Consider the following 26,712-nt stretch of genomic DNA (forward strand, 5'->3'; position numbering starts at 1 on the left):
CGGATCCATACCAGCCCGCCTGACGGGGAAAAACGCAATCATCCCGGGCGCCGGGACACACAAGGGAGGGATGGGAAAGAAACGGGAAACCAACAGGAGCGGATAAAAACCACAAGCAAATGCGAAACATTCAAATATTGAGATATTAAAAAGAAAAAATGGCAGATAAAATATCGGAGATTTGTTCTTCCTGATCATTTGAAACCTGTTTTTTCCGTTTCCGGCTTCAGTCGCCAGGCACCCCCGGTCAAAATTTTCGAATGTTTGCGGATACGATGGAGCGGCAGGATTTTCCGGCCGTACGACGTATAAAAAAAGCAGGTCTTTGATTTGTCACCCGTGGAGGTGGTACAACATGTCACGTCAATTTACCATCAAAGGATGGTTATATGAACATATCACTTTGACGTGGAAAGAAGGAGAATTATTCAGCGACTGCCCCGAAGTCTTGGAAGTGATTCAAAAAAGAATTGAGGAACTGGAAGAGTTAAAAGCGTTTATCTTCTGTCCCGACACAAAACGTTTTTTTACCGAAAACTATCTGGAAAAGCCTTACTCCGCCTATTTGGTGTTAAAACATGTATTGGAGGAAGTTTATGAACTTCCGGACAAAGAAGAGGTCCTGCGGTTGGAAGACCAATCTTCTTCATCCACTCCTCTTCTCAGTTCATAACATGAAAGATGCCCCGCTGTTCACGGGGCATCTTTCATTACCGGTCAAACCACGCAAAAAGCTCCGCTTGTTCAAGCGGAGCTTTTTTAACGGGCCGATTCACACTTTGGTGCTGAGGGTCGGACTCGAACCGACACGGTGGTACACCCACCGCAGGATTTTAAGTCCTGTGCGTCTGCCAATTCCGCCACTTCGGCTTGAGATGAAAATTCATTATCGAATCGACAAAAAATATCATATCAGCAACAAGAATAAATGTCAACGATTTTTTTAAAACAGGTAAAAACAAAGAACCGGTTAAAAACCAGTCATCATCAGCTTTTATGGGAGCTTTTCATCTTGAAAAAAACTTTTTCCAATTTTTTGCGTGCCAAAGCAAGTTCATGAAGGACGGCTTCTTCCGTCATCCACTCAGATAATGTCCCGGACCATCCGCAGGACGGACACACCATTTTCTCTTCGAGCGGCTCCGAATGTAATGTTTTAAACTGTTCCCGGCACTCCCGACATTGCAAACGATGGCTGACTGGCAACGGATCCGGTAAATAGTCCCTCATAAAAAAACTCCTTAATGAAACGTTTTTTGGAGACAATAAATGAAGTGCGTTTTTCATTTTTCATATTAATCCTTCGAAAAACACTCAGGCTTTTCCTGCAACAATTTGCCAAGAATCATTTAAAAATCGTCTCTTAATGAGATATAATAAAATAGTTTCACAAAGGATTCGGAAACAACGCATGGATAAAATAGAACCGACACCGAACGGAAAGGATGACCAGGCATTGATACCGGCTGAACTTATGGCCAATTTTCCTCTTTGGGCATCTCTCGCTGCCATTATCTTGGCACAACTGTTAAAAGTCCCTTGGAATTTTTTTATCACGCATCATTGGGATTGGAACTGGATGGTCAGCTCCGGGGGCATGCCCAGCTCACACACTTCCGCTGTGACCGCGCTGGCAACCTCCCTGGGAATCACGGAAGGATGGGATTCTTCCGCCTTTGCCATTGCAACTGTCATTGGAATCATTGTGATGTACGATGCCACCGGTGTCCGCCGACAGGCCGGCATGCATGCCCAGGCTCTCAACCAGTTGGCTGACGACTTCGCATTACTGTTGAAGGAACTCAGGAACATCAAAGAAAAGCCGACCTCGGAAACGCGGATCCGCTTGAAAGAAATCCTGGGCCACCAACCCATCGAAGTCTTTACCGGTGCCTGGTTAGGCATATTGGTTTCTGTTGCGATGTACTTTCTCTGGTATTAAGTGAAGCGGGACATTCAAGCAATGCCCGCTTCATCATTCTGAAGAAGCGCAATGCACTCAAAGGAGGGGATCAGGATGCGACTGGTTTCCATTTGTCCCAGCAATACGGAAATGCTTTATTTTCTGGGAGCGCACTCATGGCTTGTCGGAATTGATGATTACTCGGACTGGCCCCCGACATGCCAACACCTTCCGCGCGTCGGTCCGGATCTAAATGTTGATATCGAAAAAATCAAAGCATTGAATCCGGATCTGGTGATCGCTTCCCTCAGTGTCCCGGGAATGGAGAAAAATATCGAAAGATTAAAACAAGAAAATCTCCCCTTGATGATTCTGAACCCCAAAACCCTCCGGGATATTGCACAAGATTTGATCCGGCTCGGAGATGCTCTCGGCCTCCAAACCAAAGCGGAACAGACCGCCCGCCGGTTTACAGACCAAATCGACCGGCTCAAAGCCCGGATTCCCGGCAAGGAAACACAGCCGCGCCTGTATTGGGAGTGGTGGCCAAAACCGGTTTTCACCCCGGGCAGACGAAACTGGCTCACCGAGGTGAGTGAATTGGTCGGGGCAGTCAACATCTTCTCCGACATTGACAAAGAAAGTGTACAGACGGATTGGGAAACCGTACGGGATAAAAAGCCCGATTATGTTTTGACTGTCTGGACCGGGGTTCCGCTGAAGCGGATAAAAAAAGAGATGATCCAATCCCGTCCGGCCTGGCAAGGAACGCCACTTTCAAAGGAGCAAAATATTTTCCTGTTGGACGAGGGATGGTATTGCCGCCCCTCCCCCCGGATTTTGACCGGCCTTTGCCATTTGGCACACTTGTTATATCCGGAAACGTTTTCACCGCCGGATCCGGATCACCCTTTTCCCTTACAGGAGGAGTAAAGAACGGGGGTGCACTTCAATCCGGATTGGAGTCGTCCCCTTAACTTCCCCGTCAATATGGTAAGGAAACGATTCCGGTCCCAGGATTTCAATTTGTTGTGCCCGCTCAAACCGTATGGACGGGTGCCGGGCATGCCACCCGAAATAAGTTAATGGAAAAGCGCGAATAAACTGACCTTTCCTCAGATTTTGCACACAACAGACATCCAAATATCCGTCTTGAGTATCCGCCTGCGGACAAATCCGGATTCCTCCGCCGTATTGGCGGATATTGGCAACGGACACCATCCAACATTTCTCCAGCCGATACTCATTTCCGTCCATCCTCAGTGTCATGGACCGGGCCCTGTAGGAAAACAAACATTTCACCGCTTCCATCCCGTATGAAAACGATCCGAACCACTTTTTTAAGCCGGACCGGTTCACCCGCTCCACCACACTGACATCAAATCCCACCCCCGTGGATCCAAACATGGGTTTTCCGTTCACGGTCGCCGTATCCACCGGTTCCGGGTGAAAATTCAAGATACGCGCCAGCGCTTTTTCCGGCCGGGAAGGGATGGCGTGGGCAAAAGCAAAATCATTTCCGGTTCCGGACGGAATAATCCCGAATGGAACCGGAACGCCAATCAAGCCGCTCCCCACCTCGTTCACCGTTCCGTCGCCACCGATGGCAACCACCGCTTGCCACTTTTTCTGTTTGGCTCCGTCACGAATCCGGGAAGTCAATTTTTCGTTTTGCTTCGTATGCCAGACTTCATAAGCAACGGACCGGGCCTTGAGATATTTTTCTGCCTTTTCCCAAAAAACTTTTCCTTTTCCTTTTCCCGATTCCGGATTCACCACAAATAAAATCATGTTCTCACCTTCTGCCCGAATGCATTCTTGCTAAAAAAAACCCAGGGTGCATCCCTGGTTTCTAGAACATCCGATATCCTTTTAAGCGCAACGTACGAATGGTAAAAATCCCGCCCAGGACTCCCAAAAAACCCGAAAAGAACAAAACGGCATTGACAATGGTAAAAATTTGCGTCACATCCCGCCCCACATACAAAACAACCCCGAAAAAAAGGGCGAGCGGCAACCAAGTGGTTTTTAAAATCATATTCAGAATAAAGCCCAATCCAAAAAATAAAACAAATAACAACGGAATGGAAATGATCAATTGGGCGAGCGTCACTTGAGTCATCGCCTCCACATCTCAAAGTTCCCACTCATTTTACTGAATATCTTTCAGAAGGTCAACGATATAAAAAAACCCGCCAAAAGCGGGTTCACTTCATTTTTTATCTTCTTTTCCGGTTCCGTGACAGGCATAACACGCTTCCGTACCGCCCAGCAAAAGCTCCAAATACCCTTTTCCGCTGCAATAATGGCAAGTATTTTCTGATAGTTCTGACATGGCTTTTTTCATGGAATCGCCCCCTGTGGTCCCGTTTCAGAAATGATATAATATTCTAATCTAAATGAAAAATTCCATTCAGGAGCAAGAACCGCGTTCACAATCCATGTAAGCGATAACATCAGAATCATGCCTTTTCTTTCGGAAAATTTCTGTATTCCATAACAAAAAACCCTTCTTAAACCAAGAAGGGTTTTTGTAAAAATCATAAATGATTACAGTTTTCCTTTGCGAAGAACCAAAGAAACGCCACCCAACAAGAAGAGCCAGCGAAGATCAATGATTTTTTTCATGAACGCAGCTGTTCCGCCGGTCATCTTTTTATTTCCGACCACACCGATGGCCTCTTTTCTTCCCAGAGAAGCCACGGTTCCTTTCGGTTCATATTTAAACGGTTGGTCAAATTGACCCCCGCGAACCACTTTGGCCAATTGTTTGCCGAGATATTGGCCTTGCTGTGTGGAGATTTGGGCTGTCGGCGGGTAAGGACGCTCATTTTCGCTTTCTCCCGGGAACACGAGAGAGCTGTCACCCACGATAAACACATTGTCATGGCCGGGAGCACGTAGATATTCATCCACTTTCACACGTCCGCGCATCGTTTCAATGCCGGATTCTTCAACCAGTTTATTTCCGCGCACGCCACCGGTCCAGACCACGGTAGACGATTTGATTTCACGTCCGCCTTTCAGGATGACACCGTCTTTGGTGCACTCTTCGATCGGCGTATTGACAATGAATTCAACACCTTTATTTTCCAGGTATTTCACTGCATAGTCCACCAGTTCTTTGTCAAATCCCGGCAAGACGGTCGGTGCCGCTTCCACATTCACAATACGGACTTTTTCAAGCGGAATGTCATAATCCCGGCACAGCTCGGGCATGCGATCCACCAATTCGCCCACGTACTCAATTCCGGTGAATCCGGCTCCCCCGACCACGATCGTGATCAATTCTTCTTTTTTCTCAATGGCATAACGCGAGAACATGTATTCCATGTGCTCGCGAATCATGCGCACGCTGTTGATATTGCGAATAAAGAACGCATTTTCCAATAAACCTTTAATACCAAACGTTTCCGGTGCGCTTCCCAATCCAACCACCAAATAGTCATATTGGATCGGGTCATTGTTTTCCAACAGAACCGTTTTTTCGTCCAACTTCATTCCGGTCACCCGGTCTTGGATAAAACGGATCCGGTTGGTGTCAATGACCGACGGGATCGAAACACGTGCGTGATCATGATGGGAAGTTCCTGCAGCCGGCTCATGCAATTTCGTCGTGATATAGTGGTAACTGTTTTGGTTGACCAGGGTAATTTCTGCTTCGTTCGCATTCAGATTTTTGGCCAATCCTTTGGCTGTCATCAGTCCGCCATACCCTGCTCCAAGGATCACGATTTTAGGTATACTCATCACAAATCACATCCATCTAAAGTATTATTTAGTATGATTGATTTCTCACAATCTGAAAAGGTTCGAACGCTTCGTGATCATTGAATCATGCCATTGATTATGATATTATTTTCACGAACTTTTAGCAAGAGCTTTTGTTCACATTTTCTCCACTTCATTTCAGTCTATCCGGCAAAAACGAATTGGTAAATTTTTTAAAGCTATGGATTCGATCATCACATCATGTTATATGATTATTATATAATTTTCTCCATTTTCGCAATAATATTTTGGAGGTGCGCTTGTGACAACACAACAAGTTGAACAAAACATAACCGATATCATTGTGATCGGCGGAGGGCCAACCGGGCTCTTTGCTGCTTTTTACGCCGGAATGCGCCAAGCTTCCGTCAAAGTCATTGAAAGCCTGCCGCAATTGGGAGGCCAATTGTCTGCACTCTATCCGGAAAAATATATTTATGACATTGCCGGTTTTCCCAAAGTGACCGCCCAAAACCTGGTGGATAATCTGATTGAGCAAGCCAACCTTTTTCATCCCACCTATTGTTTGGATGAAAAGGTCTTACAAGTTCATAAAAAAGAAGAACGATTATTTGAGGTTGTCACCCAAAAACAAGTGCATTTGGGCCGTTCTGTGATTATCACCGCTGGTTGCGGAGCTTTTGAACCACGCAAATTGAAACTGCCGGAAGCTGAGAAATTTGAAAACACCCATATTCATTACTTTGTCAAAGACAAGCGGCAGTTTGAAGGAAAAGATGTTTTAATCGCCGGCGGGGGAGATTCCGCGGTGGATTGGGCTTTGATGCTGGAACCGGTCGCCAAAAGTGTCACTTTGATCCATCGCCGGGACAAATTCCGCGCTCATGAGCACAGTGTCGAAAAAATGATGAATTCCGGCATCAGGGTGTTAACCCCGCGGGAAATTACCGCGATCGAAGGAGCCACACACATCGAAAAAGTGACGATTTCTGATAAAAAAAGCGGTGTATCCGAGGAATTGAAAGTGGATGAAGTGATTGTCAGCTTTGGGTTTGTCTCTTCGTTGGGGCCGATTCAAGAGTGGGGACTTCACATCGAAAAAGGATCCATCCTTGTCAACTCCAAAATGGAAACCAACATCCCCGGCATTTACGCCGCCGGCGATATTGCCACCTATGAAGGAAAAGTCAAACTGATCACTGTTGGTTTCGGGGAAGCCCCCATTGCCGTCAACCATGCCAAACAATACATTGATCCGGATGCCCGTGTTCAGCCTCAACACAGCTCCAATTTAAAATTGGACCGGTAATTTGTTGCATGATCCCTCCTTTGATTTGAAACGATAAATATAAAATCAAAGGAGGGATTTTTTTTGGGTACTCATTATGCTTGTCCCGTTTGCAACGGGTTTTCCGCCCTCGAAACTCATCGTTGCCCCGGGTGCGGTCATGTTTTGGAAGACAACGGACGGTTGACTGACCTGTTCAGTGATTACAGTCCTTACCGGGAGATTGATGATCTGAAAATGACCGACGGGCTGACCGATCTGAAAACCCGTCAATGTCCTCACACCCTCATCTGTCCCGCTTGCGGGCATTCCAAAGTGATGCTGGTGGATGAAATCCCGATATCGTAAAAAAACCCATCTCACATGGAGACGGGTTTTTTTTAACAATCCTCGTCGGGCCGGCCTGATTCCGTTGCCGTCCGAAATGATGATCCGCAACCGCAAGTAACCGTTGCATTCGGATTATCGATACTGAATCCGCCGCCCATGACGGTCTCTTTGTAATCAATCACCGTTCCCTGCAGCAACGGTTGGCTTCGTTGATCAACCAAAATCCGGACACCAAACTGGTTCAATTCCATATCATTTTCTTTCTTTTCTTCATCAAAACCCATACTATATGAAAAACCGCTGCATCCGCCGTATTCCACGCCAACGCGCAGATAGAGGTTTTCCGGATGCTCTTGTTCGCTCAACATATCCTTCACTTTTAAAGCGGCTTGTTCCGTCAATGTAATCATGGGGCATTCCCTCCTTCTCTTTACAGTATACAAGGGAATCTTCCCCTGATACAACCGATGAGCTCAGATCGCTTTCATCATCGCCTGTTTGGAACGTTTTTTCGTTCTTTGCATCGGGGAACGAAGCGGATAGATGATTTCTTCTCCCCTTTGGTGAAGAATCGTTTCCTGCTCCCACAAATTATGCAGTTCGTCGAGCTCCCGGCTCAGTTCATAAACGGCCGGATGATTCAAACCGAAACGATCTGCCGCTTCTTCCATGCGTTTTCTTGCTTTTTCCAACTGATCTTTTAACGCCGGACCCCCACTCATCTTATGACCTCCTCTCCCCTGTCTTGACCCATCTCTCATCAAACAAGGCACATTTGTTCGAAATCTGCCAGTTATTTTCAGTATACAATGACAAAACTGAAAAGAAAAGCCGCATTTTTTACAAATTATTCAATTAAATATATTATTTAGACACAACTTCTTGTTATCTCCATCCTTTCCAAACTTTTTGCGCCGTTATGTAAAAAAATGTAACCCCCTTCCCTCCCGGGAAATTGACAAAATCCGGGCGACGGAAGAGGCCTTCCCGTTTGTTTTCCAATGATTATCCTTTGTGGTAGAATAATATAAGTTCGATTTGTTATTTAGACATTCGAAATAATTTCAGATATCATTGGTTCTTTGTTTGATCAGAAATGAGAGGAGGAACCCTCCATGTCGTTAACCTCCACGGTTTCAGACCGCAATTTGGATATGATTGTGGAGAAGGTGAAACATGGGGAACGCCTTACATTGGAAGACGGGCTCACTTTATACGAATCGCCGGACTTACTCACCATCGGCCAATTGGCCAATGAAGTAAACAGGAGAAAGAATGGGGATCGTGTTTACTTTATCCAGAATATGTACTTAAACCCGACAAACGTTTGTGAAGCCAGATGTGCATTCTGCGCTTTCCGGCGGGATCCCGGGGAAGAAGGGGCTTACACCATGTCGCCCGAGGAATTGCTGGAACATGTCGGCGAGCGGTACACGGAAGGAATCCGGGAATTCCACATTGTCGGCGGACATAACCACACGGTGCCGTTTGACTATTATCTTGAAACGGTAGCCATCTTGAAAAAACACTACCCGCATGTGACCATCAAAGCTTACACGGCGGCGGAAGTGGAATTTTTCTCCCGCTTGTCCGGGCGTCCGGTCGAAACGGTCTTGAAAGAACTGATGGACGCCGGCGTCAGCTCCCTGACCGGCGGCGGCGCGGAAATCCTGACCGAGCGTTACCGTTTAAAAATGAGCCCCGACAAAGCAAGCACCGACGACTGGTTGAATGTCCACCGCACCGCGCACCAGCTGGGAATGAAAACGCACAGCACCATGCTTTACGGATCGATTGAAACCAAGGAAGAACGGTTGATTCACATGATCCGCCTGCGTGAATTGCAAGACGAAACCAACGGCTTTTTGGTCTTTATTCCCTTGGCGGTACAACCCAAAAGCGTCAATGCTTCCATCAAACGTCGCACTTCGGCGATGGACGACCTGAGAACCATTGCCATCAGCCGGCTGATGCTGGATAATTTCCCGCATATCAAAGCTTATTTTATCAATATCGGAACGCAGCTGGCGCAATTGGCCACGCAATTCGGTTCTTCCGATCTGCACGGAACCCTGGTTCAGGAACGAATCAGCCATGCCGCTGGCGCTTTGACGCAACAAGCATTGACCAAAGACGAACTGATCTGGCTGATCAAAGGAGCCAACCGCACACCGGTCGAACGGGACACGTTCTACAACGAAATTGCGGTTTACTAGAAAAAAAGCATCCGGCTGAAACAACCGGATGCTTTTTTAATATCGAATTTCCATGTCTTCAATCTCCTCATAAATTTTCTTGAGAAGTTCTTTTCCGCTGTCCGCCGTGACGATTTCCCCGTTGACCAATGCATAGGGACCTTGCGCACAGATTCCGCAGTTCCCCAAACAGTCATACTCCAACACATCAATCCCCGGATCTTTTTCCAGCTCGTTTTTTACGGCCAACACTTCATCCGTCAAATTATTGATGCAAAACTCAACAAGAGGGATCATTTATATTCACTCCATCATTGACTTCATCTTTTGGTTGTTATTATATAACGATTCCATGGCTTTTCCCATTTCCAGAAAAAAACAGCACTCCGGGCCATGGATTCACCCGGAGTTTGGTGCATTCTGATTCTCTTCTTTGATTAATTTCAGGCCGGTTTCTTTCATCACCCGGATCGTCTCTGATTGGCTCCATTGCCGGTCCTCGATGATTTCATCCGTAAAAACCAAGGTGGACAAGTCGTCCAAGATGTCATGGGAAGCTCTCGTTCCCAATTTATTCTTTGCCTGGTTCAAATCCTGACGAAAAGCTTGGAAAAAAGCAAAGTACTTTCCGTTGTTTACATATTCGGGTTGATTGATGATGGATTCGATATTTTGAAATTCGCTCTCCGGATGATCGAGCGGGGCCCCCCATTCCGGCCCGAACACAAAATAGTGATCATGCTGATGGAGTGCGTCCAAAGATCTGGCAATCGCATCGAAATCCTCCCGCCGAAAAATCCCTTCATCCGGCTTGTCCAGTAAGGTTCCTTTCACCAACTGTTCCCGGTATTTTTCAATCGCTTGTTTTTCTTCAGGACTCAGCTGTTCCACATGACGAAAATCCATTAAAAAAAACAATATGGCTCCAATGATCAAAAAAGGAGTAAGTATTCGCAACAAACGCTTCATACCCATGCCTCCAACCCGTCTCCATTAGTCTGCACCAAAGCGAAAGGCTCCGTCCCGTCGTCCGTCAAACCCTCCTTCCATCTTGTTCTTACTCCGGTTCACCCGGATGCCTTGCACTCCCCCGTAATACATGCCCGTCGGTTTCACAATCACCTGATATCCTTTTTGTTCCAATTCTTTCTGGACATCGGCAGGCAACGCTTTTTCGACATAAACGATATTATCTTCCACGATAAACCGGGGGCGGTTGATGGCGGACTGGACCGAAAGATCATATTCCAAGACACGCAACACCACTTGTGTCAAAACCGGCGTAATCCGGCTTCCGCCTGCACTTCCGATCCCCAAAACCGGGCGTCCGTTTTTGGCAAAAATGGTCGGAGCTGTATAACTGACGGGCCGTTTCCCCAACTGGGGACGATTGGGAGAGCTTTTGATGATACTGAAGTTTTTTAACTGGTTGTTTAAGAAAAAGCCATCCACGTATATCCCCGAGCCGAAAAAGTTACTCAAGGTATTGGTGGCCGTCACCATGTTTCCGTCTTTATCGACAACCACAAAATGGGTCGTATTGTCATGTTCCTCTTTGTCCGCGAGCGAATCGGCCACGGTTTGATACTGGCTCGAAATTTGTTTGAGGTTGATATCCTTTGTTAATTGTTGAATATATTGATCCGCCAACATCTCCTTTACCGGAACCTTGGAAAACTGAGGATCTCCCACGTTTTGGCGCCGCGCATGGTTCACCCTTTTGTCGATTTCCCCGAGCAAATGGATCTGATCGGCAGACAAGTCCTGGGTTTTGCCCACCTTCAGTTTATCCGCCATTTTTAACGACTCGGCCAACATAATTCCACCGGTTGGGGGAGAAGGGGTGATCATTTCATAGTCCCCGTATTTTACAACAATCGGTTCTTTGACCAACGGCTGATACTTGTGTAAATCACTGACTTTCACGCCTTGGGATTTATTCTCGATGTCTTTGGCGATCAAGCCTTCATAAAACGCTTTGGATCCGTCTTTTTGAATCGCCTTCAGTGTATTGGCCAGATCTTTTTGGACCAGCAAGCGGTGCGCCTGAATCGGCTCCCCGTCCGGGAACATGTGCTTCAGATCGTTGACCGGCAGCCGGTATTTAGCAGCCTGTAAGCGGCTGTTTAAAATCGGGGTGACTTCAAACCCCTGTTCCGCCAGCTCAATCGAAGGTTGAATCAACTGATCCATCGGCAATTTTCCGTATCGTTGATGAACGAGTTCCATTCCTTTCACAAACCCCGGAACCCCCACTCCGTTATCCGGAATGATCCCGGTGTATGGCGCTGTTTCCCGATAATCGATGACCACGGGGTCTTTCTCCTTGCTGTAAAAATCGATCAACATCGTTCCTCCGCCGCCAAGCCCCGATCCGTAAGGCTCAACGACGCCCAAAGCATATCCGACGGCAATCGCCGCATCCACCGCATTGCCGCCTTGCTCCAAAATGCGCATCCCCACTTTGACCGCTTCCGGATGCGCCGCTGCCACTCCGTATTTATGCTTGTTCTTTTGGTCAACGGTTTGCTCAAAGGCTTTGGAATCATACTCATTGCTTTTATAAAAATAAGCAAAAATGGTGCCGATAATAACAAAAACAGCCAAGATGACATGAAATTTTTTATTGTTCAACCTTTTTCCCTCCTTTCAGCCCGGGCGGAAGCGGAACCGTGCGGACAAGGATGTTGTTTTCCCGTTTCCATGTGCGATTCCACAAATCCGAATATATCCTCTCTTGTGTCATTTGCATAAACACCCGCTCACGCCGGTACGCCTGACTCCATCCCAGAAGCGGACGTGGTTGTCCTTCCCGGATCATTAACGGATAAATTTCCAACCGGGCTGTATCATTTTTTAACACCTTGTATTGCACCAGCACACTTTCGCGGGTACGGGTCCAACCCTGATCAAACACAAAATTGCCCAAGCTGTAGAAAATCACGCCGTTTTTATACACCTCGACCGGCTCCAACACATGGGGATGATGGCCGACCACAAGATCCGCGCCGGCATCGATCAAAGCATGCCCCAGATCTCTCTGCCGCGGATGATAGCGGCTGTCATATTCCAATCCCCAATGCATATGTACAATCACCAGATCCGCATTTTGTTTGGCTTTGGCCACTTGTGGAAACCAAACATCCGGATCCGCCGGGGCGATTCCGGAACGTTGATGCATCGCGCGGAAATCGACCGGCATCACATCGGAAAAGCCCAAGGTGGCAATTTTTATCCCGTTCACGGTTTGATATACCACTTCAACGGCTTCGTCCAAATGACTGCCGGCCCCGACGGTCTCCAATCCGGCATCCCGAAAAGCCTTCAATGTATCCAACAAGCCTTGTTTCCCATAATCCTTCATATGGTTGTTAGCCAGATTGACGGTGGAAAAACCGACCTTTTTCAATGCTTTGGCAGCTTCGGGTTTTGTGCTCAGATGAATAAATTTGTCCGCCTTGGGATAACCCGGCCGGTTCACGATGGGATTCTCGAAGTTACCCGTCACATAATCCGAATACTGAAAATAAGGACGAACATAATGAAACAAATATTCATAACCGTAGTTTTTGACGATCACATCCTCGATATGCCGCCCGAACATCATGTCCCCCACCAGCGTGACCGTCAGCCGGCTGTCGGGATCCTCCCGGACGGATACGGCTTTCACGCGATCCAAGGCCGCCCATCCCGTCATCAACACGATGACGAGGAACAAAGCAATGTACGAATGGATCACAGCCTTTTTTTTCTCGCGTTTCATGTATCGCTGGAACCTCTGCCGATAAGTCAACATTTCCTCCATTCGTCCCTTCACGATGTAATCTTAATCAAAATCAATTTCAAATGGAAGAAAATTTCCTATATCTTTTATGGAGCCAATTTTGCTTTTAGTTTCGGCGGAAGATCGATGGTGCGTACCAACGCGTCACCTTCCCGTTTCCACAAACGACTCCATTCCTTCGAAAAGACAGGCTCATCGGTGATTTGCATAAAAATCCTCTCCCGACGGTAAAAAGAACCAAAACCGGTTAAAGGCCTCGGGGTTCCCTGCCGAATGACAAGCGGGTGAATCACCAAATTCACCTTTCCATTCATCACTTTATACTGAGCCAAAGCACTTTCGCGGGTACGGGACCACCCCTGATCCGAAATAAAGTTCCCAAGGCTGTAAAAGATGACCCCGTGTTTGTAAACTTCCACCGGTTCCAAAACATGGGGATGGTGGCCGATCACGATATCGGCTCCGGCATCGATCAACGACCGTCCCAAATCCTGCTGTCTCGGGTGGAAGTTGCTGTCATACTCTTCACCCCAATGCATATGGACAATCACCAGATCGGCATTTTTTTTGGCTTTGGCCACATCATAAAAAAACACGTCCGGATCCGCCGGGGCCACACCGGACCGGTCGGACAAAGCGCGAAAATCTTTGGGAAGAATATCGGAAAACCCGAGGGTGGCAATTTTGATGCCCCGGATCATCTGATAGGTAACGGTGGAAGCATCTTGGATATTGTAGCCGGCTCCGACCGTCTTCACCTTTTGGTTTTGAAACACCCGAATGGTATCCAACAAGCCTTGTTTCCCATAATCTTTTATGTGGTTGTTGGCAAGGTTGACGGTCGTGAAACCTTCTTCTTTCAACACTTTGGCAATCTCCGGTTTGGTGGAAATATGCACCCGTTTGTCCGCTTTGGGATAATCTTCGCCTTCGGTGACGGGCTGATCAAAATTTCCGGTAATATAATCCGATTTCTTGAGATAAGGCCGCACATACTGAAACAACGACTGATATCCGTGATTGGGGACCACCACTTCATCGACATACCGCCCGAACAACATGTCTCCTGCCATGCTGATGGTCAAAAGGCTGTGATCATCTTTTTCCTCCACTTTTGGCGGCGAATCCAAAACCTGGCTGAGGACGATGAGCAAAACGGTGATGCCAAGAGCAATCAACGTGTGCTGCATCGTTTTTTTCTTTTGCCTTTTGATATAGCGTTGAAATTTTTGTTTCCAAGTTAACATGTAGAATCCATCCTTACACCTTGCATAAAAAATAAAGTTCGGGGTTAGAGCCTGTTTCTTTCTCCACCCCCGCATCTTTTGGCTGCCCTTTGATGTTTAGAAAAATTTCAGCAACACAAATTCGTATAAAAACATAATGACGAAAGTCGCCCCGCTTAATAACAACGTACTTCCGACGGTCGGAATCACGCCCTGTTTTTGAATGGTGTTGGCAATGAGTCCGGGAACAATCACACCGATCCCCCGGAATTCCTGCATTTCAAAAGGCAAATAAGGAAAAGTCATGGGAGCAAAATAATCAAAAACCAGCTTCAAGGCGACACCGACGGACAACATGGCGGCAAACTTTCTCCGCCCGTATAAAATGGTAAATCGCCCGACGACTTTTGTCACAATTATAAATGTTAAAAAACTAATCAACAAAATCACACAAATGAAAACAGGTTGATCAAAAACCAATCCCATATATCCGGGAACAATCAGTCCTGCAGGCATTACCCCCACTTTTTCCGCATACAACAGGCTGAGTACCACGCCGATAATTAACGAAACGTATAAGTCTGATCCAAACAACGAACTTTCCTCCTAGCTGACAATATGTGCCATTTTCTTGTTTTGTACCGCTTTTTGTTCATCTTCGGGTTGATTCGATTCAGACTCCAGCCGGGCGGTAAACTGCTCTTTGGCTTTTTGGTTCATCTGTTCAAACCATTCACACAACGGCTCCGCAGCCCCGTGAATGTTTCCGACGCCGTAAACCAACCGGTTATGTAATTTGCCTTGAATCGCTTGAACAATTTGTTCCACCGGCTGATTTTCCAGATCCAGCAGTTCACTGCACCGGATCAGGCCTTTTTCGCAGGCTTCCACGATCGGCTGAGTCGTTTGTCCGATGACGACAAGTGTATCGATGGACATATGCGGCAAAACATCCCTTGCGAATTGTTCGGTCCGATCCACCCGGTCCGGACGGCAGTTCATAATGACCACGGGATCTTTGACCGGATATCCCAACATTCCGACACGTTCCCAAATATTGAGGGTGGATGAAGCATCATTGGCTGCAAATCCGTTGACAAAATAGGCAGGATGTTCATCCGCACTCAGCGGAAGGATCCGCATGGCTCCCGGATCGGGATTTGCCTTCAACATGCCCCGGAAAGCCGTTTCCTGGTCAATGCCCAACGCTTCGGCAACAGCCAACGCCAATGCGGCATTCTCCGGAAACACCATGTAATCGAACTGGCGCAAAAACTTTTCCGAGATCTTGGAAGTATCGGCAACAAAAACACGCGTGCGGCGGCGACGGGCAACCTTTTTGAAAAAGGGAACGAAAGGCCCTTCGGATACAATCAGATATCCTTTGTACGGAATTGTCGCCGTAAACGCATCCGCCACCTCTTGCAACGTCGGCCCCATCACATCCATATGGTCTTCCAAAACATTGACAATCACGCCGACATTGGCTTGCAACATTTCTTCCTGAAATACAATCTGATAATCCGGATTCACTGCCATGCATTCGCTGACCAGACAATTGGCTCCGAGCTTGGCCACTTCTTCCACAACCACTTTCTGTTCCCGGATATTAGGCCCTTCCAGGCGTCTGCGAATCGGTTTTTCTTCCTTTTTATCCCAACAGATCATCCGGGCGGCCGTCCCCGTGGTTTTCCCGACCGCACGATATCCGGCTTCAATCATGACTCCGGTAATCAATCTGGTCACCGTGGATTTCCCGCGGATGCCGTTCACATTAATCCGCAACGGAATGGAATCAATATTTTTTTGGTGTTTTTTCTTTTCCCAGACCCCCAGGCCAAAAAGCGCCCCAAGCGACAGGGGGATCAACCACATATCCATCAACTCCTCGGTTCCTCCGTGATCCAAGCGGTGATGGCCATTTCATCACCCATCCGGAACATCCATTTTTTATCTGTTTATATTATACTATTAATGACTTTTAATAAGATTTTACTAGAACGTTAAATAGCAGACACATAATAAGATATCACGAACCCGCCGGAACTCGTAGCAAAAATAGCACAAAAATATTAAACCTTTTTGAGTTGCTGATGAAAACCCCCGATCCCCGAAGCAACAAAAAAAATGCTGTGCAGAAACCTCTACACAGCAATCAAGCGGTCGATCACTTCACAGATTTTTTTCAGTTTCGGATTTCCTTCCGCAACCATTTCATCCTCAATGACCACGACGGGGTACCATAAATCTTCTTCGATGACCCGTTGGCTGAATGCTTTTTCTTTTTCTGTCTGGGGATGGAAAATATCCACATATTTTACCGTCACCTGCCCGGGATATTTTCGCCTGAGGGCCGCTTCCAACCAGGTTGCGGTCTCCTTGGAAGAAGGCAGGTTGACACAACTGGCACAAATTTCTTCCGCACCATAGACGTATACAACGACATGATTCACCGGCTTCCCTCCGCTTCTCTATTCTATTACCGAAGCGCCTGATCCAAATCCATGATCAAGTCTTCCACATCCTCCACACCAACGGAAATGCGGACCAATCCGTCCGTGATCCCGAGTTCCGCCCTGCGTTCGGCAGGAATCGATGCATGGGTCATGCGGGCCGGGACAGAAATCAGGCTTTCCACCGCTCCCAAGCTTTCCGCAAGGGTGAAGAAGCGGGTGTTCTCCAACAATTGATCCGCCTTTTCCGCGCAGCCCACATCAAACGAGATGATCCCGCCATAGCCTTTGGCTTGTACGGATGCCACTTCGTGCCCCGGATGGCTTTCCAATCCCGGATAATACACTTTCTCCACTTGCTCATGCTCATTCAACCAATCGGCAATCCGCCGGGCATTTTGTTCATGTTGGCGCATTCTCAATCCCAGCGTCTTCATTCCTCTCATCAAAAGCCAGGAATCTTGCGGTCCGAGAATGCCGCCGATCGAGTTTTGCAAAAAGTGGAGTTCCTCACCCAGGGATTTTTCTTTGGTGACAACCAGTCCGGCGACCACGTCACTGTGTCCCCCGAGATATTTGGTGGCACTGTGAAGAACAATATCGGCACCAAGGTCCAACGGGTTTTGCCAGTAAGGAGTCAAAAACGTGTTATCCACAATCAGCAACAACCCTTTTTCTTTGGCCAACTGTGCGATCGCCCGGATATCAGATACTTTTAAGAGTGGATTACTTGGTGTTTCCATATAAATGGCCTTCGTGTCGGGAAGAATGGCCGCCTCGATTTGTTTTGGATCACTGGTGTCCGCAAACGTGGCTTTCAATCCCATCCGGTTAAACACCTTGGAAACCACCCGGTACGTCCCGCCGTAAACATCATCCCCGATGACCAAATGGTCTCCTTGATTGAAGTAAGAAAGGACAGTTGAGATGGCAGCCATTCCCGAGCTGAAAGCCAACCCGGCCGCACCATTTTCCAATTCCGCGATCAGCTGTTCCAATGCCGCCCGGGTCGGGTTCCCCGTCCGGGAATATTCATAACCGGAATGTTCACCCACCCGTTTTTGTTTATAGGTTGACACCTGGTATATCGGAACGCTGACGGCTCCGGTTTGGGCATCGCCAAAAACGCCTCCGTGAATCAATTTTGTATCCGTTTTCATCATTTACACCCCACCTTGGTAAATTTTTGAGCTGAGATAACGTTCGCTGCTGTCTGGAAAAATGACCACGATCTGTGCATCTTTGGAGCATTTTTTGGCTTCTTCCAAAGCGGCATAACAAGCGGCCCCGGAAGAACTTCCCACCAGCAACCCTTCCTTCGTCGCCAGTTCCTTGACGAGCCGGAAGGCATCCTCGTCCTTTACCGTATACACTTCATCGATCAAAGACCGGTCAAAGTAATCCGGGAACATTTCCATGCCGATTCCTTCCGTCTTGTGCGGCCCCGGCTTTCCGCCCCCGATGATGGATCCTTCCGGTTCCACGATCACCGTTTTGATCGCCGGATTTTTTTCTTTCAGGTAGCGGGCCGTCCCCATAAACGTTCCGGCTGAACCAGCCCCGGCCACAAACACGTCAATTTGGCCGTCCATCTGCTCCCAGATTTCAGGGCTGGTGCTTTGATAATGCGCCCGGGGATTGGCCGGGTTGACAAATTGTTGCGGGCAATAAGCGCCGGGAATGGATTGTTCCAATTCTTTCGCTTTTTCCATGGCCCCTTTCATCCCGAGCTCGGTCGGCGTATTGATCACCTCGGCTCCCAACGCGCGCATCAATTCTTGCTTTTCCACTGAAAACTTTTCCGGAACGACAAAAATCACCCGATAGTCCGTCCCCACCGCGGCCAAAGCAATGCCAATGCCTGTGTTCCCGGCTGTCGGCTCGATAATCGTCCCGCCCGGTTTCAGTTTCCCCGTTCTTTCCCCTTCGCGAATCAACGCCACTCCCAAGCGGTCTTTCACACTGCCACCGGGATTAAAAAACTCCAATTTCGCAAACAGTTTTATATTCTTCGGAGTTCCCATCCGTTTCAGACGTAACATCGGGGTTTGACCAATCAATTCCTTTACGTCTTCATAACGCTTTTTCATATACATACTCCTTTGAAATGAAACTGAGACATATCCATCATATCAATTTTCTGATTTGGAAAAAAGACTCGTTTTTCCCTGCCGGTTTCCGCCAATTAACCATTGATTTTGCTGGAAAAACCCCCTACAATGAATTTGATATTGGGATATCTGCTTGGTTTGTTACTCCTATTTAGAAAGGGGTTATGGTTGTGTCAGTAGAAGAACGCGTTAATGAAGTATTGGGCAAATTGCGCCCTTTCATTCAGCGTGACGGTGGAGACGTGGAACTGGTTGAAGTCGAAGACGGAATCGTGCGTGTGCGTTTGCTCGGTGCCTGCGGAAGCTGCCCCAGTTCCACCATTACACTGAAAGCCGGAATTGAACGGGCGTTGATGGAAGAAGTACCGGAAGTTCGCGAAGTCGAGCAGGTATTATAAGCTCTTTCTCAAATCCCTCTTACTTTTTGTAAAGAGGGATTTTTTATATTCATCTCGAAAACAAAAAAAGAAACTTATTTAATGTATAAATACAATTGCGATGAAGGAGGGATCTCCCGTACAAACCAAAACGCCTCCCAAAACATTAAAAGAACGTTTTTTATTGATCGGACCCGGGCTGGTTGCCGCCGCCACCGGTGTGGGAGCCGGAGACTTGGTCGCCGCCTTGGTGGCCGGAACCAAGTTTGGAACGGTTTTTGTTTGGACCATTATTGCAGGGGCCATCATCAAGTATTTCCTGAATGAAGGTGTGGGCCGTTTCCAACTCGCCTCCGGACAAACCATTCTGCAGGGATGGAGATCTTTGGGCCACTGGGCATTGATCTACTTTGGAATTTATATCGTGATATGGGGATTCATTTACGGAGCCGCCGGATCATCCTCCGCCGCTCTGGCCGCCACCGCCATCTTTCCACAAATCCCGTTGAAAGGCTGGGCCATCCTGCACGCCATTATTTGCTTAATATTCGTATGGATCGGAAGATATCAGTTTTTTGAAAAAGTGATGTCCCTGCTGACCGGCATTATGTTCATTACCGTCGTCGGCACCGCTGTCATCGTTCTGCCCCAGCTGGATCAAATTGCCACGGGACTCATCCCCCGCACGCCAAACGGCTCCATCACATATGCCTTGGGATTGATCGGCGGCGTTGGCGGATCCATCACCATCGCTTCCTATGGGTATTGGGTGCGGGAAAAAAACTGGTCGGGTCCTTCGTGGATTCCGGTCATGCGCCTGGATACCTGTGTCGCTTACACGCTGACCGCCATCTTCACCCTTTCGCTGTTGATCGTGGGAGCTGAATTTTTATACGGATCGGGCATTGAATTGCAAAACGAAGAAGGATTGATCCACCTTGCCGTCCTTTTGGGCAAAGAATTTGGCACCCCGGTCTATTGGTTGTTCCTGCTCGGTTTTTGGTCTGCGTCTTTCACATCGGTCTTGGGGGTGTTTAACGGTGTTCCCTATCTTTTCGCCGACTTGGTGCGCCATTTCAAAAAAGAAGTCCCGGGAACAAAAAAACCCGCTCCGGTTTCCGTGCGGGATCCTTTCTACCGCGGCTTTCTTTTGTGGATGACATTCCCTCCGATGTTGCTTTTGTTTTTGGAAAAACCGGTCGGCCTTGTGATTTTGTATGGAGTTCTCGGTTCCTTGTTCATGCCTTTTATCTCCGTCACATTGTTGATTTTGTTAAATTCCAAAAAATTGGATCCGGTTTACCGGAACCGTTGGTGGGCCAATGCCGTTCTGATCATCAGTCTGGTCTTGTTTGCCATCCTTGCTGTCATCCAAATCATGGATATGGTTTAGAAGAACCTTAAAAATTATCATAAAAAAGAAATCCCGGTATGAAACCGGGTTTTCTTTATTGTTCATTATACAAATGGCAAGCCACCCAGTGTTTGGGTGCGGCTTCTTTCCATTCCGGAACGGCCTTGGCGCAAATGTCCATCGCTTTCGGGCACCGGGTCCGGAACCGGCAGCCGCTGGGAGGATCAATGGGACTGGGGACATCCCCTTCCAAAATAATCCGTTCCCGTTTTTTGGAAACATCCGGATCCGGGATGGGAACGGCAGACAGCAGCGCTTCCGTATACGGGTGCAACGGTTTGTCATACAGATCCTCACTGTCCGCAAGCTCCACCATGCTTCCCAGATACATCACGCCCACACGATCCGAAATATATTTCACCATTGACAAATCATGGGCAATAAACAGATAAGTCAGCCCTTTTTCTTTTTGGAGTTTTCGCATCAAGTTGACGACTTGTGCCTGAATGGAAACATCCAATGCCGAAATCGGTTCATCGGCAATGATAAACTCGGGATCGACTGCCAGAGCCCGGGCAATTCCGATCCGCTGCCGTTGACCCCCGCTGAACTCGTGCGGGAAACGGTTGGCATGCTCTTCATTGAGCCCGACCACTTTCAACAAGTCTATGACCCGTTTTTTTCGTTCTTCCCCCTGAGCCAGCCCGTGGATGTCGATCCCTTCCGCAATGATATCCATGACTGTCATGCGTGGATTGAGCGAAGCATACGGATCCTGGAAAATCATTTGCATTTTCCGGTTAAATTCTTTCAGTTTCTTTCCTTTTAATTGATACACATCGTCCCCGTTAAACGTAACCGAACCTTCCGTCGCATGGTACAGCCGAATCAAGGTGCGGCCAATGGTGGACTTTCCGCAACCGGACTCCCCGACCAACCCGAAGGTTTCTCCCCGGTAAACGTCAAAGGTGACCCCGTCCACCGCTTTGACCACTTGGCCGTTACTGAGCCGGAAATGTTTTTTCAATCCCTTCACCGACAAAATCACATCTTTTTCCGGCCGTGTTTCATGATTTTTATTTTCTTGCTTACTCACTTTTCTCCCCTCCAATCGGTCCTTTCCGGACATTCGGCTTCGGCGCCATGGGATGTTCCAGCCAGCAAGTCACTTGATGCGTGGATGACACCTCGGTGACTCCCGGCATGTGTTCCTTGCAAACCTTCATCGCATGCTTGCAACGGGCTGCAAACGGACACCCTTTCGGAGGGGAAATCAAATCGGGAGGGGAGCCCGGAATCGGAAGCAATTCCTGCTCATGCGACAAATCTAGCCGTGGCATGGAATCCATTAACCCCCAAGTGTACGGATGGCGGGGATGATAAAACACTTCTTCCAAAGTGCCTGATTCCACGACTTGTCCGGCATACATCACCACGACCCGGTCGGCAATGTCGGCCACCACCCCGAGATCGTGGGTGATCAAAATGATGGAGCTTCCCGTTTTCCGTTGCAATTCTTTCATCAACTCAATGATTTGCGCCTGAATGGTTACGTCCAAAGCCGTTGTCGGTTCATCCGCAATCAGCAGTTTGGGCTGACAAGCCAGTGCAATTGCAATCATCGCCCGTTGCCGCATGCCTCCGGAAAATTGGTGGGGATACTGCTTGATCCGGGATTCCGGGCTGGGAATTCCGACCAATCTCAACATTTCCACCGCTTTTTCTCTGGCTTCCGACGCACTCAGATTCTGGTGTTTCATCAACCCTTCCGTGATTTGCCGTCCCACCGTCATGGTCGGGTTGAGAGAAGTCATGGGATCTTGGAAAATCATGGCAATTTCGGCCCCGCGGACTTTTTCCATCTCTTTGTCGTTGAGTTTTGTCAAATCTCTTCCTTCAAAAAGGATTTCGCCTTCTTTGATGATGCCCGGGGGTTGGGGAATCAAGCGCATGATGGTTTGCGAGGTGACACTTTTCCCGCATCCTGATTCTCCCACAACAGCCACGGTTTCCCCCTTGTTGACGTGAAAGCTCACACCTCTTACCGCTTTCACTTCTCCGTTATACGTTTTAAATGAAACATGCAAGTCTTTCACATCGAGTAATTTCTCCATACTGATTCCCCCCTTTATTTGCGCATTCTTGGATCAAGTGCATCCCTCAAGCCGTCTCCCAAAAGGTTGAAGGCGAGCATGATCAAACAGAGAATCGTTGCCGGATAAAAGACTTGATACGGAAAAATCTGCAAATATTTGGAGCCGTCATTCACAAGTGATCCAAGGCTTGCCAGCGGCGGGCGGATCCCCAGACCGATAAAACTCAAAAATGCTTCAAAGAAAATGGCTGAAGGAATGGCAAACGTCACCGCAACAATAATCGGCCCCATCACATTGGGAATCAAATGTTTGAGCAGAATGCGCCGGTGTCCGGCCCCCAACGTGCGAGCCGCCAACACATATTCCTGGGATTTCAGTTTCAGGATCTGCGCACGAACCACCCTGGCCATCGGCACCCATCCCGTGAGGGACAAGGCCAGCGCAATGGGGATAATCCCCGGTTCAAAGATCAGAAGCATCAAAATGATGATGATCAGGTTAGGAATGGAATATAAAATCTCCACCACCCGTTGCAAGATCATGTCCACCCGGCCGCCGAAATATCCGGAAACACTTCCGACGGTCACACCGATGCAAAGATCAAACAAAGCCGCCAAAAAAGCGATTTGCAAGGAAACCTGGGCCCCGTTCCATGTCCGTTGCCACAAGTCACGGCCAAAACTATCGGTTCCAAAATAATGGTCGGCAAACGGTTCCTTGTTTTGAGCGGAGTAATCCTGTGACCGGTAATCATAATCATTCATCAAGGGACCGGCAAAAGCGAAAAATCCAATAACCAAAATAATGACAAGGCCGATCATCGCTCCCCAGTTGGAACGAAAACGGCGTGCCGCATCTTTCCAAAAGCCGATCCGCTCCCGGGTAATCTGCTCCCCGGCCGATTCATCAGCGCCAATCGGCTCAAACATTTCCGGTGTGATCTCGTTGATTGTTTTTTCACTCATCGCTGATTCACTCCTTTGCACCCGTTAGTCGAATCCGGGGATCGATGACTCCATACAAAATATCCACGAGAAAGATGGTGGCAAGAATCAAAATGGAGTAAAAAATGGTAACCCCCATAATCAAGGTGTAATCATTGACCTGGATTGACTCAACAAAGAATAACCCGATTCCGGGTACAGCAAAGATAGTTTCCACAACCAGCGAACCGGTAATAATATTTACCGCCAAAGGACCCAACACGGTAATCGCAGGGATGAGGGCATTTCGCAAAGCATGGCGGAAAACGATGGCCTGTCTTCCCAAGCCTTTGGCTTTGGCCGTTTTCATATAATCCTGATCCATCACTTCCACCATTTCGGTTCTCACATAACGGGACATCTGTGCAATGACGGTGAATGAAAGAGCCAACGACGGCAATATGGTATGTTCATAAGACCCCCACAACGCCGCCGGCAGAATTTGCCATTTCACGCCGACCCAATAAGATAAAAGAGCCGCCATCACAAAGCTGGGGATCGATATTCCCCCGACGGCAATCACTGTGGCCACATTATCCAGCCAGCCTCCGCGCCGGAGCGCCGCACCCACTCCGAGCAACAGTCCGACCAAAACCCCGAAAACCAATGCCTGTCCCCCGATAAAAGCAGACGCTTCAAATCCTTCCAACAGCATTTCGGTGACAGAACGTCCGTCGTGCGATAAAGATTTTCCAAAGTCCCCCTGCACCAGCCGTTTCATAAAGTTCACATACTGCACCGGCAACGGGTCATTCAAACCATAGGTTTCCATGATCTGTTCCCGGATCAAGGGAGGCAGTTTTTCTTCATTTTTCAACGGGGTTCCCGGCAAAGAGTGCATCAAAAAGAAAGTGGCCGTGACAATAATCCAAAGCGTAAGCACCATATACCCCAACCGGCTTAAAATATATCGCAGCAAACCGCTTCACTTCCTTTCCTTCCTGATTGAGCATGGATGAAGGTATATGCCAAACCGTTGACATATACCTTCTCCCGGCAAAACTCGGATCTTATTTTCCGGTATCCACTGATGCCCATTTCAACGTGTATTCCGGACCAATCGCGCTCCAGTACCAATCTTTGATAAACGGTCTTTTCACCGCAATTTTCGTACGGTAGTAAAGCGGTGCAATTCCTGCATCCTCAATCAGGATTTGCTCAGCCTTTTTCAAGTCTTCAAAACGTTGTTTAAAGTCCCCGTTTTCTTTCGATTTTTTAACAAGCTCATCATATTCCGGATTGCTGTACTTTCCGCGGTTGAAGGAGTTGTCGCTGGTAAAGAGATCGAGGAAAGTCATCGGGTCGTTGTAATCGGGTCCCCAACCGGAAATCAACAGATCGAACCGTTGGTTTTTCCCTCTTTCCAGACGCTCTTTAAACGGCACCGAGGTAATTTGGACATTAGCCCCCAAGTTGACGCGCAGTTGCTCTTGGATAAATTCCATACTTTGTTTTGCAGAAGCGGTGTCATCTCCAAGCAATTCAATGGCCGGCGCTTGGGACAAGCCCAATTCTTTCAATCCTTCTTGCCATAACTGTTTGGCTTTGTTCGGATCAAACTGCGGATCCATTTTCACCAAATCGCGGTATTTTTTGTTGTCATCCACGCCGCTGGCTTTGATAAACGGCGGAACCAATCCTCCTGCCGGAATCGATCCGTTTTTCAGGATATTGTTGACATACGTGTTTTTATCGATCGCCAAATTGATTGCTTGCCTGATTTTTTTGTTTTTAAAGAAATCTTTGGTTTGGTTCATTTCCAGGTACCAACTGGAACCGTCATAAATCGAAAAAGTGTTCGGATCGTCTTTAAATGCGTCGATAAACTCGGAATTTAAATAGGCAAAATCCAATTTTTCGGTGTTATAAAGGTTGACTTGTGTCGAGTTATCCTTTACAATTTGCCAGTTGATTTCTTCCAATTTGACAACCCCGCTGTCCCAATACCCGGGGTTCTTCTTCATTTGGAAGCTTTGGTTGTGTTTCCATTCGGAAAGAACGAACGGACCGTTGTAAACCAATGTGTTGGCTTCCAAGGAATATTTATCTCCATACTGTTCTACAATGTCTTTTCGTTGCGGCAAGAAAGTCGCAAAGCACAAGAGGTCTTTGAAGTAGGGAATCGGGCGCTCCAAAACCACTTCCAATGTTTTGTCATCCAAAGCCTTTACTCCCACATCGTCGGCTGAACCATTCCCGGTATTGTAAGCTTCAGCTCCTTTCAAGGGGTAAAGGATGTACGCATATTCGGATGCCGTTTTGGGATCCAGCGCCCGCTTCCATGCATATTCGAAGTCATGGGCCGTCACCGGCTTTCCATCACTCCATTTGGCATCACGCAAAGTAAAAGTCCATTTTAAATTGTCCTCGCTCACTTCCGGCTCTTTGGCTGCCATCCCGAGAACCGGTTTGCTGTCTTTATCCAAACGATATAGCCCTTCCATGGTGTTTCCCAAGATCATGAAAGACACCACATCTGTCGTTTTGGCACTGTCCAGGTTTGGCGGCTCGGACATTTCTGCCAAGTTCAATACCTGACTGTTTTTGGTCTCGGTCCCTCCCCCAAAGCAAGCCGTCAACACCATCGCTGACGCCAAAACCAGTGACAGCAAAGAAAACAATTTGATTCTCCGCCTCAAAACGTCTGCCCCCTTTTTTTAAAATAAAGTATATAGTTTAGACCAAAAAATGGTCATAAACCCTGAATGGAAAAAGACTGGTTGTTCCCTCCGCCTAATAATCTGAAAATAAATAATTCATCTGTTATTTTAAGGCAAGATGAGCGGTTCACCAAGAAAATCGAACAAAGAGTCAACTCAAATTTCTAACAATTTTTTATTCTAATTTTATCAAATTTTAGGCGTTATTTATATTTAACTC

Annotated in this window: 30 protein-coding genes and 1 tRNA gene; 8 read left to right on the top strand and 23 right to left on the bottom strand. The window is 47.7% G+C overall.

Annotated elements, in window-relative coordinates:
- Positions 1-355 precede the first annotated feature (355 nt).
- Entirely contained in the window at positions 356-673 is a 318-nt protein-coding gene (locus ATH33_RS09830) for a hypothetical protein (RefSeq protein ID WP_037998441.1), read from the top strand.
- 107 nt (positions 674-780) lie between these two features.
- On the opposite strand, the gene ATH33_RS09835 is transcribed toward ATH33_RS09830, so the two are convergent.
- A tRNA-Leu gene (locus ATH33_RS09835) sits at positions 781-864 on the bottom strand.
- Positions 865-987: 123 nt separating this feature from the next.
- Positions 988-1,230: a hypothetical protein gene (locus tag ATH33_RS09840; RefSeq protein ID WP_037997417.1), complete on the bottom strand. Its 243-nt coding sequence runs from the start codon at positions 1,228-1,230 to the stop codon at positions 988-990.
- A gap of 181 nt (positions 1,231-1,411) precedes the next feature.
- Here ATH33_RS09840 and ATH33_RS09845 point away from each other — a divergent pair, with 181 nt between their 5' ends.
- On the top strand, positions 1,412-1,942 hold the full coding sequence (locus tag ATH33_RS09845; protein ID WP_049719679.1) for a divergent PAP2 family protein: 531 nt from the start codon (positions 1,412-1,414) through the stop codon (positions 1,940-1,942).
- 75 nt (positions 1,943-2,017) lie between these two features.
- Positions 2,018-2,836 (top strand): cobalamin-binding protein, encoded by an 819-nt coding sequence (locus ATH33_RS09850; protein ID WP_121874366.1) that lies wholly within the window; start codon positions 2,018-2,020, stop codon positions 2,834-2,836.
- Here the strand turns inward: ATH33_RS09850 and ATH33_RS09855 are convergent.
- The 4 genes from ATH33_RS09855 to ATH33_RS09865 form a co-directional block, all read right to left on the bottom strand.
- Positions 2,822-3,694 (bottom strand): diacylglycerol/lipid kinase family protein, encoded by an 873-nt coding sequence (locus ATH33_RS09855; RefSeq protein WP_049719678.1) that lies wholly within the window; start codon positions 3,692-3,694, stop codon positions 2,822-2,824. The two genes, ATH33_RS09850 and ATH33_RS09855, sit on opposite strands and share 15 nt — an antisense overlap.
- 61 nt (positions 3,695-3,755) lie before the next feature.
- A complete protein-coding gene (locus tag ATH33_RS09860; RefSeq protein ID WP_082240761.1) occupies positions 3,756-4,025 on the bottom strand; it encodes a YuiB family protein in 270 nt (89 codons plus the stop codon).
- A 90-nt stretch (positions 4,026-4,115) separates the two neighbouring features.
- Complete coding sequence (locus ATH33_RS13630; protein ID WP_049719677.1) at positions 4,116-4,250, bottom strand: YuiA family protein; 135 nt, start codon at positions 4,248-4,250, stop codon at positions 4,116-4,118.
- A gap of 203 nt (positions 4,251-4,453) precedes the next feature.
- Positions 4,454-5,653: an NAD(P)/FAD-dependent oxidoreductase gene (locus tag ATH33_RS09865; RefSeq protein WP_037997405.1), complete on the bottom strand. Its 1,200-nt coding sequence runs from the start codon at positions 5,651-5,653 to the stop codon at positions 4,454-4,456.
- A gap of 283 nt (positions 5,654-5,936) precedes the next feature.
- On the opposite strand from ATH33_RS09865, the gene ATH33_RS09870 reads away from it, so the two are divergent.
- Together ATH33_RS09870 and ATH33_RS09875 are read left to right on the top strand one after the other, a co-directional pair.
- Positions 5,937-6,944, top strand: a complete 1,008-nt coding sequence (locus tag ATH33_RS09870) for an NAD(P)/FAD-dependent oxidoreductase (protein WP_037997403.1) — start codon at positions 5,937-5,939, stop codon at positions 6,942-6,944.
- Between the two features lie 63 nt (positions 6,945-7,007).
- On the top strand, positions 7,008-7,271 hold the full coding sequence (locus ATH33_RS09875) for a hypothetical protein (RefSeq protein ID WP_037997401.1): 264 nt from the start codon (positions 7,008-7,010) through the stop codon (positions 7,269-7,271).
- 32 nt (positions 7,272-7,303) lie between these two features.
- Here ATH33_RS09875 and ATH33_RS09880 read toward each other — a convergent pair whose 3' ends face one another.
- Both ATH33_RS09880 and ATH33_RS09885 read right to left on the bottom strand, forming a co-directional pair.
- The gene (locus ATH33_RS09880) at positions 7,304-7,663 is read right to left on the bottom strand and encodes a HesB/IscA family protein (RefSeq protein ID WP_037997398.1); all 360 of its coding nucleotides are present in this window, start codon (positions 7,661-7,663) and stop codon (positions 7,304-7,306) included.
- A gap of 63 nt (positions 7,664-7,726) precedes the next feature.
- The gene (locus tag ATH33_RS09885) at positions 7,727-7,975 is read right to left on the bottom strand and encodes an aspartyl-phosphate phosphatase Spo0E family protein (protein WP_037997396.1); all 249 of its coding nucleotides are present in this window, start codon (positions 7,973-7,975) and stop codon (positions 7,727-7,729) included.
- Positions 7,976-8,368: 393 nt separating this feature from the next.
- Here ATH33_RS09885 and mqnE point away from each other — a divergent pair, with 393 nt between their 5' ends.
- Positions 8,369-9,469, top strand: coding sequence for an aminofutalosine synthase MqnE (gene mqnE / locus ATH33_RS09890; RefSeq protein WP_049719675.1), 1,101 nt, complete (start codon positions 8,369-8,371; stop codon positions 9,467-9,469).
- Between the two features lie 36 nt (positions 9,470-9,505).
- On the opposite strand, the gene ATH33_RS09895 is transcribed toward mqnE, so the two are convergent.
- The 10 genes from ATH33_RS09895 to cysK all read right to left on the bottom strand — a co-directional run bounded on the left by ATH33_RS09895 (position 9,506) and on the right by cysK (position 19,001).
- A complete protein-coding gene (locus tag ATH33_RS09895) occupies positions 9,506-9,745 on the bottom strand; it encodes a DUF1450 domain-containing protein (protein ID WP_037997390.1) in 240 nt (79 codons plus the stop codon).
- A gap of 102 nt (positions 9,746-9,847) precedes the next feature.
- Positions 9,848-10,417: a hypothetical protein gene (locus ATH33_RS09900; protein ID WP_037997387.1), complete on the bottom strand. Its 570-nt coding sequence runs from the start codon at positions 10,415-10,417 to the stop codon at positions 9,848-9,850.
- Between the two features lie 24 nt (positions 10,418-10,441).
- The gene (ggt, locus tag ATH33_RS09905; RefSeq protein WP_037997384.1) at positions 10,442-12,082 is read right to left on the bottom strand and encodes a gamma-glutamyltransferase; all 1,641 of its coding nucleotides are present in this window, start codon (positions 12,080-12,082) and stop codon (positions 10,442-10,444) included.
- Positions 12,072-13,211 carry a CapA family protein gene (locus tag ATH33_RS09910; RefSeq protein ID WP_165489713.1) on the bottom strand — a complete coding sequence of 380 codons (1,140 nt, stop codon included), beginning with the start codon at positions 13,209-13,211 and terminating at the stop codon, positions 12,072-12,074. Before ATH33_RS09910 ends, ggt begins: the two co-directional genes overlap by 11 nt.
- A 107-nt stretch (positions 13,212-13,318) precedes the next feature.
- Positions 13,319-14,479, bottom strand: coding sequence for a CapA family protein (locus ATH33_RS09915; protein ID WP_049719673.1), 1,161 nt, complete (start codon positions 14,477-14,479; stop codon positions 13,319-13,321).
- Between the two features lie 96 nt (positions 14,480-14,575).
- A complete protein-coding gene (gene pgsC, locus ATH33_RS09920) occupies positions 14,576-15,052 on the bottom strand; it encodes a poly-gamma-glutamate biosynthesis protein PgsC (RefSeq protein ID WP_037994174.1) in 477 nt (158 codons plus the stop codon).
- 12 nt (positions 15,053-15,064) lie between these two features.
- Positions 15,065-16,333, bottom strand: a complete 1,269-nt coding sequence (gene pgsB / locus ATH33_RS09925; protein WP_121874367.1) for a poly-gamma-glutamate synthase PgsB — start codon at positions 16,331-16,333, stop codon at positions 15,065-15,067.
- A 269-nt stretch (positions 16,334-16,602) separates the two neighbouring features.
- Positions 16,603-16,911 (bottom strand): YuzD family protein, encoded by a 309-nt coding sequence (locus ATH33_RS09930; protein ID WP_037994172.1) that lies wholly within the window; start codon positions 16,909-16,911, stop codon positions 16,603-16,605.
- Positions 16,912-16,937: 26 nt separating this feature from the next.
- Positions 16,938-18,071, bottom strand: coding sequence for a bifunctional cystathionine gamma-lyase/homocysteine desulfhydrase (locus ATH33_RS09935; RefSeq protein ID WP_037994170.1), 1,134 nt, complete (start codon positions 18,069-18,071; stop codon positions 16,938-16,940).
- 3 nt (positions 18,072-18,074) lie between these two features.
- Positions 18,075-19,001 carry a cysteine synthase A gene (cysK, locus tag ATH33_RS09940; protein WP_121874368.1) on the bottom strand — a complete coding sequence of 309 codons (927 nt, stop codon included), beginning with the start codon at positions 18,999-19,001 and terminating at the stop codon, positions 18,075-18,077.
- A gap of 185 nt (positions 19,002-19,186) precedes the next feature.
- On the opposite strand from cysK, the gene ATH33_RS09945 reads away from it, so the two are divergent.
- Both ATH33_RS09945 and ATH33_RS09950 read left to right on the top strand, forming a co-directional pair.
- Complete coding sequence (locus ATH33_RS09945; protein ID WP_037994168.1) at positions 19,187-19,420, top strand: NifU family protein; 234 nt, start codon at positions 19,187-19,189, stop codon at positions 19,418-19,420.
- A 100-nt stretch (positions 19,421-19,520) separates the two neighbouring features.
- Positions 19,521-20,792, top strand: a complete 1,272-nt coding sequence (locus tag ATH33_RS09950; RefSeq protein WP_049719671.1) for an Nramp family divalent metal transporter — start codon at positions 19,521-19,523, stop codon at positions 20,790-20,792.
- Positions 20,793-20,847: 55 nt separating this feature from the next.
- Here ATH33_RS09950 and ATH33_RS09955 read toward each other — a convergent pair whose 3' ends face one another.
- From ATH33_RS09955 to ATH33_RS09975, 5 genes are all read right to left on the bottom strand, one after another.
- Entirely contained in the window at positions 20,848-21,849 is a 1,002-nt protein-coding gene (locus tag ATH33_RS09955) for an ABC transporter ATP-binding protein (protein WP_249037513.1), read from the bottom strand.
- Positions 21,842-22,867 (bottom strand): ABC transporter ATP-binding protein, encoded by a 1,026-nt coding sequence (locus tag ATH33_RS09960; RefSeq protein WP_037994164.1) that lies wholly within the window; start codon positions 22,865-22,867, stop codon positions 21,842-21,844. Before ATH33_RS09960 ends, ATH33_RS09955 begins: the two co-directional genes overlap by 8 nt.
- Before the next feature lie 14 nt (positions 22,868-22,881).
- Positions 22,882-23,814, bottom strand: a complete 933-nt coding sequence (locus ATH33_RS09965; protein WP_037994163.1) for an ABC transporter permease — start codon at positions 23,812-23,814, stop codon at positions 22,882-22,884.
- 7 nt (positions 23,815-23,821) lie between these two features.
- Positions 23,822-24,751 carry an ABC transporter permease gene (locus tag ATH33_RS09970; RefSeq protein WP_037994161.1) on the bottom strand — a complete coding sequence of 310 codons (930 nt, stop codon included), beginning with the start codon at positions 24,749-24,751 and terminating at the stop codon, positions 23,822-23,824.
- Positions 24,752-24,842: 91 nt separating this feature from the next.
- Positions 24,843-26,471, bottom strand: coding sequence for a peptide ABC transporter substrate-binding protein (locus ATH33_RS09975; RefSeq protein ID WP_037994158.1), 1,629 nt, complete (start codon positions 26,469-26,471; stop codon positions 24,843-24,845).
- Positions 26,472-26,712: the final 241 nt, after the last annotated feature.

Origin of the sequence: Thermoactinomyces vulgaris (assembly GCF_003688725.1) — a bacterium.
Classification (GTDB): domain Bacteria; phylum Bacillota; class Bacilli; order Thermoactinomycetales; family Thermoactinomycetaceae; genus Thermoactinomyces; species Thermoactinomyces vulgaris.

What these genes read in the sequence shown, in the direction of transcription:
- ATH33_RS09950 (WP_049719671.1), top strand. Translation starts at nt 19,521, where the DNA reads ATGAAGGAGGGATCTCCCGTACAAACCAAAACGCCTCCCAAAACATTA.
- ATH33_RS09830 (WP_037998441.1), top strand. Translation starts at nt 356, where the DNA reads ATGTCACGTCAATTTACCATCAAAGGATGGTTATATGAACATATCACT.
- ATH33_RS09960 (WP_037994164.1), bottom strand. Translation starts at nt 22,867, where the DNA reads ATGGAGAAATTACTCGATGTGAAAGACTTGCATGTTTCATTTAAAACG.
- ATH33_RS13630 (WP_049719677.1), bottom strand. Translation starts at nt 4,250, where the DNA reads ATGAAAAAAGCCATGTCAGAACTATCAGAAAATACTTGCCATTATTGC.
- ATH33_RS09935 (WP_037994170.1), bottom strand. Translation starts at nt 18,071, where the DNA reads ATGAAAACGGATACAAAATTGATTCACGGAGGCGTTTTTGGCGATGCC.
- pgsB (WP_121874367.1), bottom strand. Translation starts at nt 16,333, where the DNA reads ATGTGGTTGATCCCCCTGTCGCTTGGGGCGCTTTTTGGCCTGGGGGTC.
- ATH33_RS09840 (WP_037997417.1), bottom strand. Translation starts at nt 1,230, where the DNA reads ATGAGGGACTATTTACCGGATCCGTTGCCAGTCAGCCATCGTTTGCAA.
- ATH33_RS09910 (WP_165489713.1), bottom strand. Translation starts at nt 13,211, where the DNA reads ATGAAACGCGAGAAAAAAAAGGCTGTGATCCATTCGTACATTGCTTTG.
- ATH33_RS09855 (WP_049719678.1), bottom strand. Translation starts at nt 3,694, where the DNA reads ATGATTTTATTTGTGGTGAATCCGGAATCGGGAAAAGGAAAAGGAAAA.
- ATH33_RS09845 (WP_049719679.1), top strand. Translation starts at nt 1,412, where the DNA reads ATGGATAAAATAGAACCGACACCGAACGGAAAGGATGACCAGGCATTG.
- ATH33_RS09895 (WP_037997390.1), bottom strand. Translation starts at nt 9,745, where the DNA reads ATGATCCCTCTTGTTGAGTTTTGCATCAATAATTTGACGGATGAAGTG.
- ATH33_RS09865 (WP_037997405.1), bottom strand. Translation starts at nt 5,653, where the DNA reads ATGAGTATACCTAAAATCGTGATCCTTGGAGCAGGGTATGGCGGACTG.
- ATH33_RS09915 (WP_049719673.1), bottom strand. Translation starts at nt 14,479, where the DNA reads ATGTTAACTTGGAAACAAAAATTTCAACGCTATATCAAAAGGCAAAAG.
- ATH33_RS09880 (WP_037997398.1), bottom strand. Translation starts at nt 7,663, where the DNA reads ATGATTACATTGACGGAACAAGCCGCTTTAAAAGTGAAGGATATGTTG.
- ATH33_RS09885 (WP_037997396.1), bottom strand. Translation starts at nt 7,975, where the DNA reads ATGAGTGGGGGTCCGGCGTTAAAAGATCAGTTGGAAAAAGCAAGAAAA.
- ATH33_RS09900 (WP_037997387.1), bottom strand. Translation starts at nt 10,417, where the DNA reads ATGAAGCGTTTGTTGCGAATACTTACTCCTTTTTTGATCATTGGAGCC.
- ATH33_RS09860 (WP_082240761.1), bottom strand. Translation starts at nt 4,025, where the DNA reads ATGACTCAAGTGACGCTCGCCCAATTGATCATTTCCATTCCGTTGTTA.
- ATH33_RS09850 (WP_121874366.1), top strand. Translation starts at nt 2,018, where the DNA reads ATGCGACTGGTTTCCATTTGTCCCAGCAATACGGAAATGCTTTATTTT.
- ATH33_RS09965 (WP_037994163.1), bottom strand. Translation starts at nt 23,814, where the DNA reads ATGAGTGAAAAAACAATCAACGAGATCACACCGGAAATGTTTGAGCCG.
- cysK (WP_121874368.1), bottom strand. Translation starts at nt 19,001, where the DNA reads ATGAAAAAGCGTTATGAAGACGTAAAGGAATTGATTGGTCAAACCCCG.
- ATH33_RS09945 (WP_037994168.1), top strand. Translation starts at nt 19,187, where the DNA reads ATGGTTGTGTCAGTAGAAGAACGCGTTAATGAAGTATTGGGCAAATTG.
- mqnE (WP_049719675.1), top strand. Translation starts at nt 8,369, where the DNA reads ATGTCGTTAACCTCCACGGTTTCAGACCGCAATTTGGATATGATTGTG.